General features: G+C 41.7%; 13 protein-coding genes. 9 read left to right on the forward strand and 4 right to left on the reverse strand.

Annotated features, from left to right (window positions below; all coding sequences use genetic code 11):
- Nucleotides 1-93 precede the first annotated feature (93 nt).
- Nucleotides 94-2781 (reverse strand): zinc-dependent metalloprotease, encoded by a 2688-nt coding sequence (locus DYH63_RS15945; protein ID WP_116789737.1) that lies wholly within the window; start codon nt 2779-2781, stop codon nt 94-96.
- A gap of 193 nt (nt 2782-2974) precedes the next feature.
- Here DYH63_RS15945 and DYH63_RS15950 point away from each other — a divergent pair, with 193 nt between their 5' ends.
- The 5 genes from DYH63_RS15950 to DYH63_RS15970 all read left to right on the forward strand — a co-directional run bounded on the left by DYH63_RS15950 (nt 2975) and on the right by DYH63_RS15970 (nt 9589).
- Nucleotides 2975-3910 carry a bifunctional riboflavin kinase/FAD synthetase gene (locus DYH63_RS15950; RefSeq protein ID WP_116789738.1) on the forward strand — a complete coding sequence of 312 codons (936 nt, stop codon included), beginning with the start codon at nt 2975-2977 and terminating at the stop codon, nt 3908-3910.
- Nucleotides 3907-5232, forward strand: a complete 1326-nt coding sequence (locus DYH63_RS15955; RefSeq protein WP_116789739.1) for an HTTM domain-containing protein — start codon at nt 3907-3909, stop codon at nt 5230-5232. The genes DYH63_RS15950 and DYH63_RS15955 overlap by 4 nt, the downstream gene beginning before the upstream one ends.
- 185 nt (nt 5233-5417) lie before the next feature.
- Entirely contained in the window at nt 5418-5891 is a 474-nt protein-coding gene (locus DYH63_RS15960; RefSeq protein WP_162927060.1) for a hypothetical protein, read from the forward strand.
- 83 nt (nt 5892-5974) lie between these two features.
- Entirely contained in the window at nt 5975-7636 is a 1662-nt protein-coding gene (locus DYH63_RS15965) for a tetratricopeptide repeat protein (RefSeq protein WP_116789741.1), read from the forward strand.
- Between the two features lie 84 nt (nt 7637-7720).
- On the forward strand, nt 7721-9589 hold the full coding sequence (locus DYH63_RS15970; RefSeq protein ID WP_116789742.1) for an OmpA family protein: 1869 nt from the start codon (nt 7721-7723) through the stop codon (nt 9587-9589).
- 3 nt (nt 9590-9592) lie between these two features.
- Here the strand turns inward: DYH63_RS15970 and DYH63_RS21710 are convergent, their stop codons facing one another.
- Complete coding sequence (locus DYH63_RS21710) at nt 9593-9724, reverse strand: hypothetical protein (RefSeq protein WP_256386671.1); 132 nt, start codon at nt 9722-9724, stop codon at nt 9593-9595.
- A 285-nt stretch (nt 9725-10009) separates the two neighbouring features.
- Here DYH63_RS21710 and DYH63_RS15975 point away from each other — a divergent pair, with 285 nt between their 5' ends.
- The 3 genes from DYH63_RS15975 to DYH63_RS15985 all read left to right on the forward strand — a co-directional run bounded on the left by DYH63_RS15975 (nt 10010) and on the right by DYH63_RS15985 (nt 13355).
- The gene (locus tag DYH63_RS15975; RefSeq protein ID WP_116789743.1) at nt 10010-10891 is read left to right on the forward strand and encodes a cupin-like domain-containing protein; all 882 of its coding nucleotides are present in this window, start codon (nt 10010-10012) and stop codon (nt 10889-10891) included.
- A 47-nt stretch (nt 10892-10938) separates the two neighbouring features.
- Complete coding sequence (locus tag DYH63_RS15980; RefSeq protein ID WP_116789744.1) at nt 10939-11418, forward strand: regulatory protein RecX; 480 nt, start codon at nt 10939-10941, stop codon at nt 11416-11418.
- A gap of 95 nt (nt 11419-11513) precedes the next feature.
- The gene (locus tag DYH63_RS15985) at nt 11514-13355 is read left to right on the forward strand and encodes a tetratricopeptide repeat protein (protein ID WP_116789745.1); all 1842 of its coding nucleotides are present in this window, start codon (nt 11514-11516) and stop codon (nt 13353-13355) included.
- Nucleotides 13356-13464: 109 nt separating this feature from the next.
- Here DYH63_RS15985 and DYH63_RS15990 read toward each other — a convergent pair whose 3' ends face one another.
- Together DYH63_RS15990 and DYH63_RS15995 are read right to left on the reverse strand one after the other, a co-directional pair.
- A complete protein-coding gene (locus DYH63_RS15990) occupies nt 13465-14361 on the reverse strand; it encodes a helix-turn-helix domain-containing protein (RefSeq protein ID WP_116789746.1) in 897 nt (298 codons plus the stop codon).
- 129 nt (nt 14362-14490) lie between these two features.
- Nucleotides 14491-15312, reverse strand: a complete 822-nt coding sequence (locus DYH63_RS15995) for an SDR family NAD(P)-dependent oxidoreductase (protein ID WP_116789747.1) — start codon at nt 15310-15312, stop codon at nt 14491-14493.
- 215 nt (nt 15313-15527) lie between these two features.
- On the opposite strand from DYH63_RS15995, the gene DYH63_RS16000 reads away from it, so the two are divergent.
- Nucleotides 15528-16103: a hypothetical protein gene (locus DYH63_RS16000; RefSeq protein ID WP_116789748.1), complete on the forward strand. Its 576-nt coding sequence runs from the start codon at nt 15528-15530 to the stop codon at nt 16101-16103.
- The last annotated feature ends 4 nt before the right edge of the window (nt 16104-16107 follow it).

Here is a 16107-nt window from a genome sequence, read left to right on the forward strand (position 1 = left end):
CACTTATTTTTTTTCATTTTTACACAGCATCACAATTAAAAAAACAACAAAGGGCGCCGTTACCAGCACCCTTTGTTTCAGTATTTTAACATTTTACTGTACCACTATCTTACGTGTTTCTTTGTGGCTGCCTTCCTGCACAGTTACAAGATATACACCTTGTTCCGCATTTTGCAGGTTTACGTTTCCACTAAAAACACCGGTGTTAGAAAAAGACTTATTATACACCGCCCTGCCCCTTATATCATGCACTGTAACATTAACATCGTTACTTGTCTGTGCTGTAAATGCTACGGTAAAAGAACCGGCGCTTGGGTTAGGATATATAGAAAAGCCCTGCAGCCCGAAAGTTTCAGCAGCCAGTGCACTCACCGTTTGAGAACACACTTGTACCGCCCATGAGTTTAGGGTTCCACTATCATCTGCCTGCGTATCCCTGATTCTTAGCCTCCAGTTACCGGCAGTTGCAGCAGTTGCGTAAGATGCAAGTGTACCCTGTGGCTTATAAGTACCCGTTGTAGGCGATGCACATACTACTGCACTACCGGCATCGCTAAAAGTAACATTTAAATTATCGTTTGATGTACACTGCCCATCCCAAAGATTTACGGTAGTATTAGCAGGGTTAACAATATTTATAGTAAGGTCGCTTACATAAGGGTGTGTTACATCTACAAGAACATTAACGCTTGTAACCTCATCTGTAGTAGCAGGTACCGTTAACGACTGCGTTGTATAGGTAGAAGTACCATCCGGTATGCTTAAGCCTGTAGTGTTTGTATATGTAGTACAGTTAGAGGTTATCCTGTAACCAATACCAAATTCAGCCTGGTTTACCGCATAAAAAACATTGCCTACAGCTTCTACAAGTATGCGGCAGTGTGCGCTTTCTGTACCGGCAGGCACAGTTATTACCTCGCTACCATCATTATCAGTAGCCGACGCAAGGATTGTAGGAAACGTAAGGCCGCCATCTGTAGAAAGCAGGATGTTTACCTTAGCCGTATTAATGGTGTTTGCAGTTGTGCCGGCAACATTCCAGGTTATGGTTTGCTGGCTGCTTACAGCCCAGGCAGCATCTGCGGCATCAGACGTGCTTTGAGATGTAACCTCAAATGGCCCTGCGGCAGATTTTACGGTAATAACAGCTTCATCTGTCATGGTCTGGCCACCATTAGCAACGTTATCCCTGCCGGTAAGCGTAAAATGAAGGCTACGCGCTACGGTAGAAACACTCTCCCAGTTTGAAATAAGTGAGTTGCTGATAACACTACTGAATGCCGGAAAATATCGTGTGGCTGATGCACCGGGAGCAACACTCCTGAAAAGCGGGCCGGCAGTTTTAGTTGAAAGTGCAAAACTATTACTTTCTGCAACTGCCCTGGTGGCGTTATCATTTTCTTCCCAAGTGTAGGTTACTGTAGCTGGGTTTGCCTCTGCCCCTACTGCCTTTAATACAAACGCAGTACCCTTTGGTATGCTGTAGTCGCTGCCGGCATTTATAACAATACCTTCATTATCCATATCAAGGTCTACCGGGCATGAAAGGCCTGCCAGGTTAGCCTGTACCTGTTTTATACTTGCATATGTAAAATAATCATCAGAATGCGCCTGCACGTCATAACTTCCGGTTATACCGGCATAGCCCATTATGCTGCTGCCACTTCCCGGTTCAGTTTGCGCGCCACTGCCTTCATAAGCATAAGAAAAAGTGTGATTGGCACCCATTTGGTGTCCCATTTCATGCGCCACATAATCTATATCAAAAGTATCGCCCTCAGGTATGCCATTTGCCGGAGACGTAATACCACTACCTTTAACAGCATCTTCGCAAACACAACCTATACAACCGGCATTACCACCGCCGCCTGTAGCCCCAAAAAGATGTCCTATATCATAAGCCTCTTCGCCTATTGTAGCTGTAAGGTTTGCCTGTAGCTCATCGTTCCAGTTATCCATGTTAGTAGCGGTAGAATAAGGATCTGTAGACGAATTAGTATAAATAATGCTGGCTTCCTGGTCTATAAGCAACAACTGCACGGCAAAGTCCTTTTCAAAAACACCATTAGCACGCGTCATAGTAGCGTTCATGGCTGCCAGTGCCCCGGCAATTGTTCTGCCATGGTAAATGCCATACTCTCCGGTACATGATAGTGCCAGCCTCATGGTCTTAAATGTTTTTGCATCACTCTTAGCAGTCAATGCGCTGCGCTCTGCAACTTTTTTGGCTCCTTCAAGGTCTATAGTTGTACATTTAAAAGGCAGTTGCCCTTTAGCGCGCTTTACGCCAGAATTAAATATAACATAAAGCTTATTGTTATCTGTATAAGGCTCTATAAATTCGGTCTCTTTATCAGCCCTTAGTACCATGCTCTGAACATTTTGCGGAGATACACTTATTCTTAAATACGCAGTAGGATCTTCTACACCAATACCTACATAAGAACGAATATCAGGGAACTGCGCCTGTAAGCCCGGCATAAAGTTAGATGCCTCAAGCACCGTAAAATGCTCTAAAGCACCACTAATTGTCGGTATTGTTATCTGCACTCCCTTTGCGCCCGATGCCCTTTGCGGAGCCGAGGCAAGCGTCTCCTTAAGCTGATCGGTATCAAGGGTTAAAAAGGTCATCTTGCCGGATGCGGTGGCAAAGGCCTTTTTAACATCGCCATAGGCTGTCTCCTTTCCCGCCGGAACGGTTGTCCAGATTTTTTTGCCCTGTGCAAACATCGCCGTAAACGAGAACGTAGCGGCAACACATAATAGGAACGTTCTTTTCATTCTTAAATAGTTAAGTTTAGGTAAATAAATAGGCTTCAAATTTACCACGCAATCGCACTAATTTAACCCCCGTAAAATGGGCGTTTACCTACAAAATTTATTAGAAATCAGCCATATATCGTTTTAGTTAAACTTTGCCCTCAAAATCTTAACTTAATACATTAAATTTGCGTTTGTTAATAATGAAAGTGGTTTGAAAATCTACCCCTCTATACAGGAATTTACCCCACCTGCAAAAACCGTAGTTACCCTTGGTACTTTTGACGGTGTGCACAAAGGACATAAAGTTTTACTCCAAAAACTTGCCGAAGCATCGGCGGCCATGGGCTGCCAGAGTGTAGTACTTACATTTTTTCCGCATCCGCGAATGGTTTTGCAGCAGGCATCTGATGTTAAGCTGCTTAATACGATGGAAGAAAAAGCCGGACTGCTGGAAGCCGCCGGTGTAGACAACCTTATCATTCACCCGTTTAGCCACGAATTTTCGAGGCTTACTGCCGAAGAGTTTGTAAAAGACATACTGGTAGATAAGCTTAGAGTAGGCAAGATCATTATAGGGCACGACCATCGTTTTGGGCGTAACCGTACTGCCACCACTGCCGACCTTATTATTATGGGACTGGAACTGGGCTTTGAAGTAGAACAAATATCTGCCTTGCAGGTTGAAGAAAACAACGTAAGTTCTACCCGTATACGCAATGCCCTTACTGAAGGAAACATAACTCTTGCTAACAGTTACCTGGGCTACCCTTACTTTATTACCGGTACGGTAAGCACCGGTAAACAACTGGGCCGTACCATAGGCTACCCTACGGCTAATATTGCGATTGGACAGAGTTATAAACTGATACCCGCACATGGGGTATATGCTGTTTCATCTATCATTCATGGAAAAATTGTTTTTGGGATGATGAACATTGGCACGCGCCCTACCGTAGATGGTACCTACCAGACCATAGAGGTAAACTTTTTTGACTTTGATGCCGATATTTATGGTGCCGAGCTAAAAATAAATCTGCACACACGCCTGCGCGACGAACATAAATTTGAATCGTTAGATGCGCTTAAGCAACAGCTGGCACGCGATAAAGAAAACACCCAAGCGTTTTTTAACAGCCACCATGTATGAAAAATCGCCTGTATGAGCAGATAGATAATGCACCGCTGGTGCTCTTCAGGATATTTTTTGGCTTTTTGCTGGCTTGCGAAACCTTTGGCGCTATGGCCACCGGCTGGGTTAAGCATAACTTTATAGACCCTAAATTTACCTTTAGCCATATAGGCATGGACTGGCTCCAGCCACTACCCGGCATTGGTATGTATTTTTACTTTGGTATAATGGGGCTGCTGGGGCTGCTTATAATGGCAGGCTATAAATACCGCTTTAGCATTATATCGTTTACCATTATGTGGGCGGCGGTATATTTTATGCAAAAAACATCGTATAACAACCATTACTATCTGCTTGTACTGGTAAGCCTTATTATGTGTTTTTTACCGGCAAACACTTACGCATCGCTGGATGCACGCCTAAAACCATCCATCAAAAAATATAGCATGCCCAAATGGTGCTCCTGGGTTATGATAGCGCAGGTAAGCATTGTATACCTGTATGCCACTATTGCTAAGTTTTATCCTGGGTGGCTAACCGGCACTTTTACATACAATTTACTAAGCCAGAGTGTAACTACTGAGGGCTTTAGGGATATTATTGTTACAAAATGGTTTGCGCTTTTTATAGCGTATGCCGGCATAGCCTTTGACTTGCTTGTAGTACCGCTGATGTTATTTAAACGCACCCGCACCATAGCTTTTTTTGCTTCGCTCATCTTTCATATTTTTAACAGCATTACCCTAAAAATAGGCATCTTCCCGTTCTTTGCGTTAAGCTTTGCCCTGTTCTTTTTTCCGCCCGATACGATCAGGAATATATTTTTCAGAAAAAAGCCAAAGGTATTTTTGGCCGCACCACAATTTGAAGGGCAAAATATTATACGCTGGTTTTTTGTACCCTACCTTATCATACAGTTTTTGCTTCCGCTGCGTCACCACCTTATAAAAGGCGATGTTTTATGGACGGAAGAAGGCCACCGCCTGAGTTGGCGCATGATGCTGCGCAACCGCAATGGCAGCACAAATTTTACCGTTAAAGATAAAAGCACAGGAAACACTGTGGCTTATGATATAGATAAAGACCTTACCGTAAAGCAACGTGCTGTTATGGGCACCCGCCCGGATATGATATGGCAAATGGCTCAACGTATAAAAAAACAGTTTGCAGCACAGGGCAAAGACGTTGCCGTTTATGCATACACAACCGTTGCCATAAACGAGAGCAGCTATGACACACTAATAGACCCGGATACTGACCTGGCTACTGCCGAATGGAATTACTTTTTTCATTGCCCGTGGATTTTATTGAATGAAAAAACGGACACTAACAAAGATTAACATTCTTTTAGAATTTCTTTAATTTAATCATAATTGTTGTATTAAAGTTTTACTAATTCACATTATGTTCTGCGTTATATTGGCTAAATTCGAAGTAAGAAATCTCAGCACTCACACCGCTGTACGATCATTCTTCAATTATCAAGACAAAAAAATAACTGAATACAGAACCCAAAAAACGAATTATGAAAGCTTCAAGAATCATCATCAACGGCCTCCTTATTTTTATCTGCATCGGCGTTTATTTCCTGATCATGGATAAGCTTGGCCTCTCAAAAAATATTTACCTGCGCCTTGTAAACTTTGTATTTGTAATTTATGGTGTTAACCGCACGTTGCAGGCAAATTTTAAAGACAATGTTTATGGCTATTTTACTAACCTGGCCTCAGCATTCCTAACTGCATTTATAAGCCTTGCAGTGGGTGTTTTCAGTTTTATGATATATGCAGAATACCAGGGTGGCGAAAGGTACCTCCAGGATTTTGCAGACACCTATATTTTTGGTGGTAGTAACCCATCGCCCTACCAGTTTGGCATCGGCTTATTTATAGAAGGCCTTGCGGCATCGGCCATGGTATCTTTTGCACTTATGCAATATTATAAAGGTAAGGTAGAAAACATAAATACTATAGATGACCGCGCCCACAACCCCCACTAATAAACGCATTTATCAATAAATAAGAGCTCCTTTTTAAGGAGCTTTTTTTATGCTTATATTTGGGCACCCATTAAATAAACGCAATGCACAAAAAGCACACTTACCGCATATTTTTATTGCTGCCGGCGGTATTGCTTTTATGCTTTACTGCAAAGGCACAAACCGTAGCACAGTGCGACAGCCTTATAGTAAAAGGCATTGATGCCATGTGGAAAAAAGAGTATGTGCGCTCTATGGAACTGCTAACCCAGGCACGCACTATTGCCGAAAAAAACCGCTGGTATAAGCAGGAGTTCCTGGCCATTAACAACATAGGGGCTAATTACTATGCCATGCTTGATTATGGCGAAGCCCTTAACTACTACCTTGAAAGCTACACCCTTGCCGTAAAAAAACTGGAACCCGTAAATGAGATGGTAGTGCTAAATAACATTGCCATACTCTACTCCCGCGAAAAGAATCACGCAAAGGCAAAAGAGTATTTTAGCAAGGCATATGAAATAGCCAAAGAAAACAACGACTCGCTAAAAATAGGCCTTTATGCCATAAACCTGGGCAATGCCGCTAACGAAAGCCGGCATCTTAAAGAGGCGCGAAAATATATAGATGAAGCCCTGATCTTTACCAAAAGAGATGTGCAATTATATGACCTGGCCGGAGGTGCCCTTGCAGAAAACCTTTTACTTTCGGGTAATACACAAGCGGCCCGCGAAAAGGCCACACAGGTACTTGCTGTTACTAACAATCCTAATTTTAATGGATTAGGCACTACACTGGGCATGGTAATAGCGAAAGCCTATAATAAAGAAAAAAACTATCCGGAGGCAGAAGTTGCTATACGCCATGTTTTTAAAATGAATCCGGCCCTTGATATTAAAAAAGACCTTTATGGGCTTATGTCTAATGTATATGCCGGTAAGGGCGATTACAGCAATGCCCTGATTTATAAAGACTCGGTGGTGTGGGCTGAAGAAGAACTGAACCGTGCCAAGAACGGTGAGCTTTACCAAACCAACAGCGTTAAGTTTGAGTTGCAGGATTACCAGAACCAGCTTGCCATAAATGCCGAAAAACTAAAATCTGAACGCAAACTGTTTTATTACATCATAGCAGTAGCTGCAGCACTGCTTGCTATTATTATACTGCTTATGCGAAATATATCGGTGCGCAATAAGCAACGGCAGCTACTGGCTGAGCGCAACGAGAAAGAACTGGCACTCGAACTTGAAAAAGAAAAGAATGAAAAGCTGCTCCTCGCCCGAGAAATAGCCGAAAAAGAAGCAGCATCCTTACTGGAACAGGAACGCCTTAAGAATGAAATAGAAGTGCGCAACCGTAAGCTTTCCGCACGTGCCTTATACCTTTCCGGCCGTAATGAACTGATAGAAGAAGTTATAACATCATTATCACAAAACACGGCAGTTGCAGATAACGCATCGCTAACACAGCAGCTGCGTTCCTTAAAAGGGCACCTTAAAAATAATGATGAGTGGGATAGTTTTATTACCCATTTTGAAGAAGTAAACCACGGCCTGCTCGAAAAGCTAAAGGCTAAGCATCCATCTATAACCGCTAACGACCTGCGTTTTATTGCTTACATCTACATGAACCTGAGCACTAAAGAAATTGCCACGCTGCTAAACATCACTCCAGAAGCCTGCCGCAAGCGCAAAGAGCGCCTGGCATCTAAAATGGAACTCCCGAATAATACGTCGCTCTACGATTATCTCTCGTTTGTTTCGTAATGCACATTATTTTTATTTCTTAAATAAACGTTAAGCCGGAAAAATTTTTACCTTTAGCCGCTACGTTAACCAACGGAAAAACACATGAAAAACTTATACTTAGCCCTTACGTTTGTACTGGCTGCAAACACACTTAGCGCACAAACTAAAGACACCGAAACGGCCGATAAGCTTTTTGCCCGTTTTGAGTATGTAGATGCCGCAAAAGAATACCTTAAGCTTACTAAAAAAGGCAAAAGCCCATATGTTTACAAACAGCTTGCAGACAGCTACTTTAATGTTTTTAACAGCAAAGAAGCTATAAAATGGTATGCAAAAGCCATAGAAAGCAAGCAGGATGCCGAAACATACTTTCGCTATGCCCAAATGCTGAAGGCTGAGGGCAAGTATGAAGAAGCGAATGCACAAATGCAAAAGTTTGCAACACTGGCGCCAGACGACCAGAGGTCTAAAACATTTTTACAGGACCCCAATTACCTGCCAAGGCTACGTAGCCAGGCAAAACTTTATGACGAAAAGTTACTGGACATTAACGATGAAAAGTATGCCGACTTTGGCGGTGTAATAACCGACGATAATACATTTTACTTTGCCAGTTCGCGGAATACTCTTCGCAAAACCTATGGCCGTAATGAAGAGCCATATCTTGATATGTATACCGCTACATACACAAACGGCACCTTTAGCAAGCCAACGGCTATAAGCGACATTAACTCTAAATGGCACGATGGCCCGGCAAGCGTTACCGGAGATGGTAATGTAATGTATTTTTCGAGCGAAAGTTTTGTAAACGGCACGTTTGAAAAAGACGACTCAGGGCAGCGCACCGGTTTGATACACCTTTTCCGTGCAGAGAAAAAAGATGGCAAGTGGACTAACATTAAGCCGCTGCCGTTTAACGGAAAAACCTGGAGTACCGGAAACCCATCTGTTACTAAAGATGGTAAAACACTCTACTTTGCCAGTAACCGCAAGGGTTCTATGGGCGGTAGTACCGATATCTGGAAAGTAGAAGTTAAAGGTCCTAACGCGTATGGCGAACCTGTAAACCTGGGCAACAAGATAAATACCGAAGGCAGGGAGAACTTTCCTTCTATTACAGATGATGGTAAGTTATTTTTTGCGTCAGACGGGCGCAAGGGCTTTGGTGCACTTGATATCTTTATGATTGACCTGGCCCACAATGGCGAAGCCCTTAACGTAGGCCAGCCGGTAAACTCGCCACTTGATGATTTTGCCTTTAGCTTTAACGTAAAACATAACATAGGCTTTTTTAGCAGCAATAAAGCCGGTAAAGACAACATATACCTTGCCACCCCTATTTGTGGAGTAGAAGCCGTTGTAACCGTAAAAGACGAAGTTACAGGCAAACCTATTCCGGTTGCTAAAGTAGCCATACTCGATGAAAAGAATAACATCATCGAAACCCGCGAAACATCGGCAGATGGTGTACTTACATACAGCGTAGACTGTAACAAGCCCTTCAGGCTACTAGCCGAAGCCAGTGGTTATGAAAATGCTACTGTGGCACTTCCGGCCACTAACGGCGGCAAACTAGACCTTATTGCAAACCTGAAACCGCTTAGCGCCCTTATTGTAGATGGCAAGATAATGCTGAAAAACATTTACTTTGAGTTCGACAAAAGCTTTATTACACAAGATGCGGCAACTGAGCTAAACAAGCTTGTACAAATCATGAAGGCTAACCCTACCATGATCATAGAGCTTAAAGCGCATACCGATACCCGCGGTAGTGCAGAGTATAACCTGAAACTATCTGACGACAGGGCAAAGGCTACCGTGCAGTATGTAATATCGCAGGGCATTGCCGCAGAGCGTATTTCGGGTAAAGGTTATGGCGAGAGCGAGCCTATTGTAAAATGCGGTGATAATTGTACTGACGAAGAACATGCAAAAAACCGTAGGTCTGAATTTATTATTGTAAAAAAATAGGTTTTACAAATCCTGTAAGTGGGCAATGGTTTTTGTAAATATGGTAAAGCCAAATATGGTTACCACTTTTATAGTACGAAGCACATTACAGTCTTTACTAAATATGTGCATTGTTTTTGTTTTAACCAGTTTCATAATAATGCAAATTATAGATTTAATATCCTTTTAATTTAAACGGCTGCCGCGCTTGCCTCACAACGCAGCAGCCGTTTTTATTTAACTTTCTTACTCAAACATACTATTCTTACATTATTTATTTTTTTAAATAATAGACAAACAACAGTTAAGCATCGGTAAATGGCATTTTTGTAATGTCCGGTGGATAAGCGCTTCTTACATATTGGCTAAACTTTAAGATTGTCTCCGTTTACAATTTGCTAACGCTTTAGTAATTTTGTACTGCTAATTAGCCTATACGTTATGCAATTAAACCTAACGGAAATTGAACGGGTAAAAACCATTTCCAAAGAAGACTTCTATAACAACTACGTAAAAAAGCAAAAACCCCTGGTAATAGAGCAGCTAACACAAGACTGGCCTGCCTATGAAAAGTGGAAGCTTAACTATATTAAAGACATAGCCGGAGACAAAACCGTACCCCTGTATGATGACAGGCCAGTATCTCACGAAGATGGCTTTAACCAGGCACATGCCACCATGAAGATGGGCGAATATGTAGACCTGCTGCAAAGTAAACCTACTAATTACCGCATTTTTTTATACAACCTCATGAAGGAGGTGCCATCGCTAAAAAACGATTTTAAATGGCCTGACATTGGGTTAAGACTGGTAAAACAACTGCCCATGCTTTTCTTTGGCGGAGAAAACAGCAGGGTATTTATTCACTACGATATCGACTTTAGCAACATACTACACTTTCATTTCCACGGAAAAAAACGCTGCATCTTATTTGACCCAGGCCAAACGCCATACCTGTATAAAGTACCCCATGCGCTTATATCAAGAGAAGATATTGATTTTGACAATCCTGACTTTGACATATGGCCGGCACTAAAGCAGGCAAAAGGGCTTGTTGCAGATCTTAGCCACGGAGAAATGCTTTATATGCCCGAAGGCTACTGGCATTACATGAAGTATGTAACCCCGGGTTTCAGCATGAGCTTAAGGGCTTTTCCGCGCAGGCCACTAAACCTTATGAAAGCAGCTTACAATGTTACCATAATGCGCTGCTTTGACAATTTTATGCGCAGGTATAAAGGCCAGGCCTGGATAGACTATAAAAACCGTGAGGCCATTATCCGTACACATAAAAAGCTGAACCTGCCGGTAGAAAGCTTTTAAGAAAATTACAGTCCCGTTTTAAAGCGGGATTCTTTATTTTTACACTCATGGATACAGGCCACAAAACATATACGGTAGATGAAGCCACCCGAAAGCTAGAATATTTTTGCAGCTACCAGGACCGTTGTCATGAAGAAGTATTGCAAAAGCTTAAAAGCCTGCGCATGATACCACAGGCAATAGATGCAATAATGGCTCATTTAATAGAACATAATTTTTTGAATGAAGAACGTTTTGCCTGTAGTTTTGCCCGTGGTAAGTGGCGTATAAAACAGTGGGGAAAGCGCCGCATTGTACAGGAACTCAAATTCAGAGACATTTCACGCTATAATATAGAGCGCGCACTCAAAGAAATTGATGAAGAAGAATATATAAATCAATTCAGTAAACTGGCAGAAACACAGTGGGAAAATATAAGGGAAACTTCCATCCTTAAAAAAAAGAAAAAACTTACAGATTTTTTATTGCGAAAAGGATATGAAAACGACATTATATATGACAAAATTAACAATCTGACTGAATTTTGATATTAATATTTTAAATATTTCGCAATTCACAAAATTTTGTTAAATTAGCAAATTCCTTCAATTGTCCCTAACTGAAGCAAAGGAAAAAGCCCTATATGAAATACATTTTTTATCTACTTATATTTTTTGTAAGCTTTACGTGCTTTGCGCAACGCGAAAACGAATTTTCTAAAACGATAAAAGACGCGCAGCGCCTGGTTTACAAACAGCCGGACAGTGCACTTGTAATTGTAAAGAGAGTACTGGCAAAGCCTAACCTGCCAGATACTATTTATGGCAGCATGTATAACATTTATGGTATATACTATGGTATGCGCGGCAACAACGATTCTCTTATTTATTATCAAAAAAAGTCTATATCGTACTTAGATAATTATCCCGAATTTAAAGCACGCAGCCTGGCAAACCTAGGTGTAGGCTACAGGAACAAAGGCGAATACAATACTGCCATAAGCACATTTAATGCCGCGCTTGAAATTAACCGGAAAATAAAAAATGATACCGGTATAGCAGTAGATTATGGCGAACTGGCAAGTGTATACAACACTATGGGAGATTATGAAAAATCTATAAATCTCCTTATCAGCGCAATAGATATAGTTAAAAAAGATAAAAAACAGGATAAACTGCCTGCCCTGCAACAAAAGCTTGCAAACACCTACCTGGCTCAGCGTAACTTTAAATTTGCAATAGACCTTTATATGGACTGCCTGCCTAATTTTAAAAAAATGGGCCAGCTGAAAAACTACTATCTTACGCTTGTAAACCTTGCAGAAGCACGCATACACCTTGAAGACCTTAGCGGAGCAAAAAGCGCGCTTGCCGAAGCCATTAAAGGGCTTGAAGATTTTGGAGATAAAAGCATTATAGGCATTTCTTATGGTAAGCTGGGGAATATAGAAGAGGGCCTTGGAAACCATGCAAAGGCACTGGCTTCTTATAAAAAGGGACTGGAGCTAATGCTTCAGGTAAAGTCTAACCGTGCAGTTCGTGTAGCATCAGAATATATTGGCTTATTAAACAAAGATAAAAATGCAGTAGCTGCCCTTGCATTAGCTGCCCGCATAGACCGTTCGGGACTTTTTGAAAACAGCCCTAACGAAGACAAGATGTTTTACAAAAAGGCAGTAGGTGATGCTTACAGCAACAACAACAACGAAAGCGCCGCCATAAAAGCCTATCAGGAAACCATAGTTATGAAAGACTCTATTGCGGCTAACGACAGGCAAACGGCAATAGGAGAAGCCCAGGCTAAATTTGAAACCGAATTGCAACGCGAAAAGAACGCAGCATTACAGGCCAATAACAAATCGCTCCAAAAGACGATAGAAGCAGAGAAAACACGCAGGTGGCTGTATGGCATGGGCATACTGGCTATAGGCATACTTATACTGCTTGCACTAAGGGGATACTTTTTAAAATCGCGCCTGCAGGCCGAACAACTGCGCACCATAGAGGCAGAGAAAAACATGATACAGCAGCAGCACCTGCACGAGCAGGAGCTTACCAATGCACAACGTGAAATAATAGACGAAAAGCAGCGCGAACTTACCAGTACAGCCCTGCGCATGGCTAATTTTCAAGATGGTGTAATGCAAATTATTGATAAGTGTAATACCGGCGAAATATCTAAGATGAGCGACCTTAAAAAGGAACTCCAGACTCTTGCTAAACAAGAAGATTACTGGAAACAGTTTGAAACCCGTTTTAACAACCTGCATCCGGAGTTTGGTAATTCGCTACAACACCGCTTTACAAAACTTACCAAAAACGATATTGAGTTTTGCTCACTACTTAAGCTTAACCTGAGCAATAAAGAAATAGCATCATTGCTTCAAATTTCGCACGAAAGTGCCATCACCAAAAAGTATCGCATCAAGAAAAAGATGGAAATAAATGATGATGATGAATTTGAAAGGATGCTGACGGAGATGTGATGTAGTAAACAGCCTGATTCAAAATCATACTGCGCCGTTAATCTAACCACAAGGCACACGAAGCTTATACAAAGTTGTATGCTTAGTGGAAAAAAAGCCTCAAGACATATCAATTCAAAAACTGTTTCCTGTATTCTACAGGGCTAAAGCCTGTTTCCTTTTTAAAAAGACGGCTAAAGTATGGCGGGTTTTCAAAGCCCAGTAAATAAGCCGTTTCTGCAATGGTTTTTTCGGGTAGCTGAAGTAAGTTCTTGGCCTCCCCTACTAAAAAAATATGGATAAGTTCCAGTGCCGTCTTACCGGTTTCCTGACGCAGCAGGTCGCTCAGGTAGCGGGTAGAGGTATTAAGCGCATCGGCCATCGCCTTTACTGTAGGCAGGCCACCGGTTTGCAACAGGCCTTTTTCAAGATATGATGCGAGCAGGCTATTGAACTTTGATACCGTAGCTCCGGAAAGCTCTGTACGGTTAATAAACTGTCGTTTATAAAAACGCTGCGAATATTTTAATATAGAGTCGATATGGGTCAGGATAATGTCACGGGTATACTCGTCCTGGTTGGCATTGTTTTCGTCTTCAATTTTAAAATACAGCTCCCATATTATCTCCTCCTCGCGCGGCGAAAGGTGCAGAGCTTCGTTAACCTCATAATCAAAAAAGCCATACTTTTTTATCTGGTCGTGCAGCAGGTGCCCGTTAAGGTAATCTTCGTGAATGTAAATAATAAAGCCTTTTTCTTCCAGCTCCAGATCTTTTATCTCTACAATTTGCCTTGGCTTGATGAATGAAAGCGAACCGTTTTCATGGTCGTATTTAGTACGCCCGTAATTAATAACACCCGATTTCATTTTTTTAAACATGATCGTATGAAAATCAGACGTAAACGCACCTTCGCCAATGTTACAGCTTACCAGACGTTCGCATAATATAAGCCCCAACATAGGATTTTCGGGTGGCGGGCAGCCGGTGTCGCGGCTAAGTTCTATGATACTGCTATAATGTTTCATGCTTTTAAATATAATATGGGCTGTCTCAATGTGTGATTAGTAAATTGAGATTCCTCCTATCGTCGGAATGACAAAACGCTATCAAAACGCCATTGAAACAGCCCTATAAAATTAATAAATTATGTGCAATTAATTACCATGTGCGGCTACGGCAACTTCATCCCAGGCATCCCACTCGGCTATACGGCCTTCATATACCTGTTTTGCCCAAGGTAATGCGTGTTTACCTAAGAACAACCTTAACGGAGGCTGTGCTGCATCTACAAGTTTAAGTACAGCTTCAGATGTAGCGGCAGGATCACCAAACAGGCCTTCCTGGCTATTAGCCTCGTTAAAGGCGTTCCTTACTTCGCTATAAACGTCAAGTTGCTGTGTTTGCAATGCGCTGGCTCCGGCCCAGTCTGTAGCAAAACCATTTGGCTCGATAAGCGACACATTGATACCAAAACCTTTTACTTCCTGAGCCAGCGTTTCGGTAAGTCCTTCTACCGCAAATTTAGAGGCATTGTACAAACCAAGAAGTGGCAGTGTTGTAATACCAAGCACACTGCTTACCTGAATAATGTGTCCGTACCCCTGCTCCCTGAATACAGGTACGACAGCCTGTGTAACCCATAATAAACCAAATACGTTAGTTTCTATCTGGGCGCGGGCTTCGGCTTCGCTGGTTTCTTCAATGGTACCAAAAAGGCCATAACCGGCATTGTTTATAACCACATCAAGCGTACCAAAGTGTTCTTTGGCTTTTGCTACTGCGGCAAAGCTTTCGTCGCGGCTGTTTACATCAAGCTTAATAGGTAGTATAGCATCGCCATAAGTAGCTACAAGATCGGCAAGGGTTTCAGTATTACGCGCCGTTGCCGCTACTTTATCACCACGTTTTAAAAAGGCTTCTGCCCAAAGTTTCCCAAATCCGCGGGAAGCACCTGTTATCAAAATTGTTTTAGACATTGTTTTGTATCTTTAAGATTATGATACAAAGGTATACCCGGTGCCCGCCCTGCGACTTATACAGAAATACGGAATGCTGATACAAAAGTGCGGGTATGTGACTAAAACACAAACAACAGGTTACGTGTAAAATACCTATTTATAGGTATTTAAAAAGATTTAGATATGTTATAAGTTAGCAAAGCGAACAAACTAGCAAACAACACCTTACATACATGAAGCTCAAAACCTTTTACCTGTTGGCATTTGCCTCGTTAGGACTCTGCTCCTGCTCAAATCTTTATGAAGTACATTATTTTAAAGATAAAATATCAAGCTCATCTTCAACAAAAGTTATCCCAAATTATTACAAAGTAGAAATTAGGGCACACTCATTCCTTTCGAGTTCAAGATATCTTTCAGGGTACTTTGACCAAAGCGCAATCAATCTTTATTTCAATGAATTTACCCAACCTGCAAATGGTAAATTATTTGGCAATAACGAATCATCATCAGCTTTTACCGATGAGAAAGGCAATGAGCTTGTACTTATATTTTCGACCAATTCTAAAGCTGTTTCAGACCAGATAGGTGCCATAGCAAAAAACCAGGTTGTATTAAACTCTGCGGCCACTGTTTTTTTGAAAGATAAATTTGACCAATCCCGAAAGCTTAGCCAGGAACTTGATAACGCTGATAATGACAAAAACACATTTATTTTTCAGGCAAATGCTTATCTTAAGGATATAACAACTAAAACTGAGGCAGAACAAAAACTTGCAATTCAACAGTTAATACAAACCTTAAATTAAGATT

Source organism: Flavobacterium psychrotrophum, assembly GCF_003403075.1.
In the GTDB taxonomy this organism is placed as follows: Bacteria; Bacteroidota; Bacteroidia; order Flavobacteriales; family Flavobacteriaceae; genus Flavobacterium; species Flavobacterium psychrotrophum.

Bases quoted from the DNA above. Each gene is read 5' to 3' on its own strand.
- DYH63_RS15955 (WP_116789739.1), top strand. From the start codon at position 3,907: ATGAAAAATCGCCTGTATGAGCAGATAGATAATGCACCGCTGGTGCTC.
- DYH63_RS15985 (WP_116789745.1), top strand. From the start codon at position 11,514: ATGAAATACATTTTTTATCTACTTATATTTTTTGTAAGCTTTACGTGC.
- DYH63_RS15995 (WP_116789747.1), bottom strand. From the start codon at position 15,312: ATGTCTAAAACAATTTTGATAACAGGTGCTTCCCGCGGATTTGGGAAA.
- DYH63_RS15990 (WP_116789746.1), bottom strand. From the start codon at position 14,361: ATGAAACATTATAGCAGTATCATAGAACTTAGCCGCGACACCGGCTGC.
- DYH63_RS15960 (WP_162927060.1), top strand. From the start codon at position 5,418: ATGAAAGCTTCAAGAATCATCATCAACGGCCTCCTTATTTTTATCTGC.
- DYH63_RS15980 (WP_116789744.1), top strand. From the start codon at position 10,939: ATGGATACAGGCCACAAAACATATACGGTAGATGAAGCCACCCGAAAG.
- DYH63_RS15945 (WP_116789737.1), bottom strand. From the start codon at position 2,781: ATGAAAAGAACGTTCCTATTATGTGTTGCCGCTACGTTCTCGTTTACG.
- DYH63_RS16000 (WP_116789748.1), top strand. From the start codon at position 15,528: ATGAAGCTCAAAACCTTTTACCTGTTGGCATTTGCCTCGTTAGGACTC.
- DYH63_RS15975 (WP_116789743.1), top strand. From the start codon at position 10,010: ATGCAATTAAACCTAACGGAAATTGAACGGGTAAAAACCATTTCCAAA.
- DYH63_RS15970 (WP_116789742.1), top strand. From the start codon at position 7,721: ATGAAAAACTTATACTTAGCCCTTACGTTTGTACTGGCTGCAAACACA.
- DYH63_RS15965 (WP_116789741.1), top strand. From the start codon at position 5,975: ATGCACAAAAAGCACACTTACCGCATATTTTTATTGCTGCCGGCGGTA.
- DYH63_RS21710 (WP_256386671.1), bottom strand. From the start codon at position 9,724: ATGAAACTGGTTAAAACAAAAACAATGCACATATTTAGTAAAGACTGT.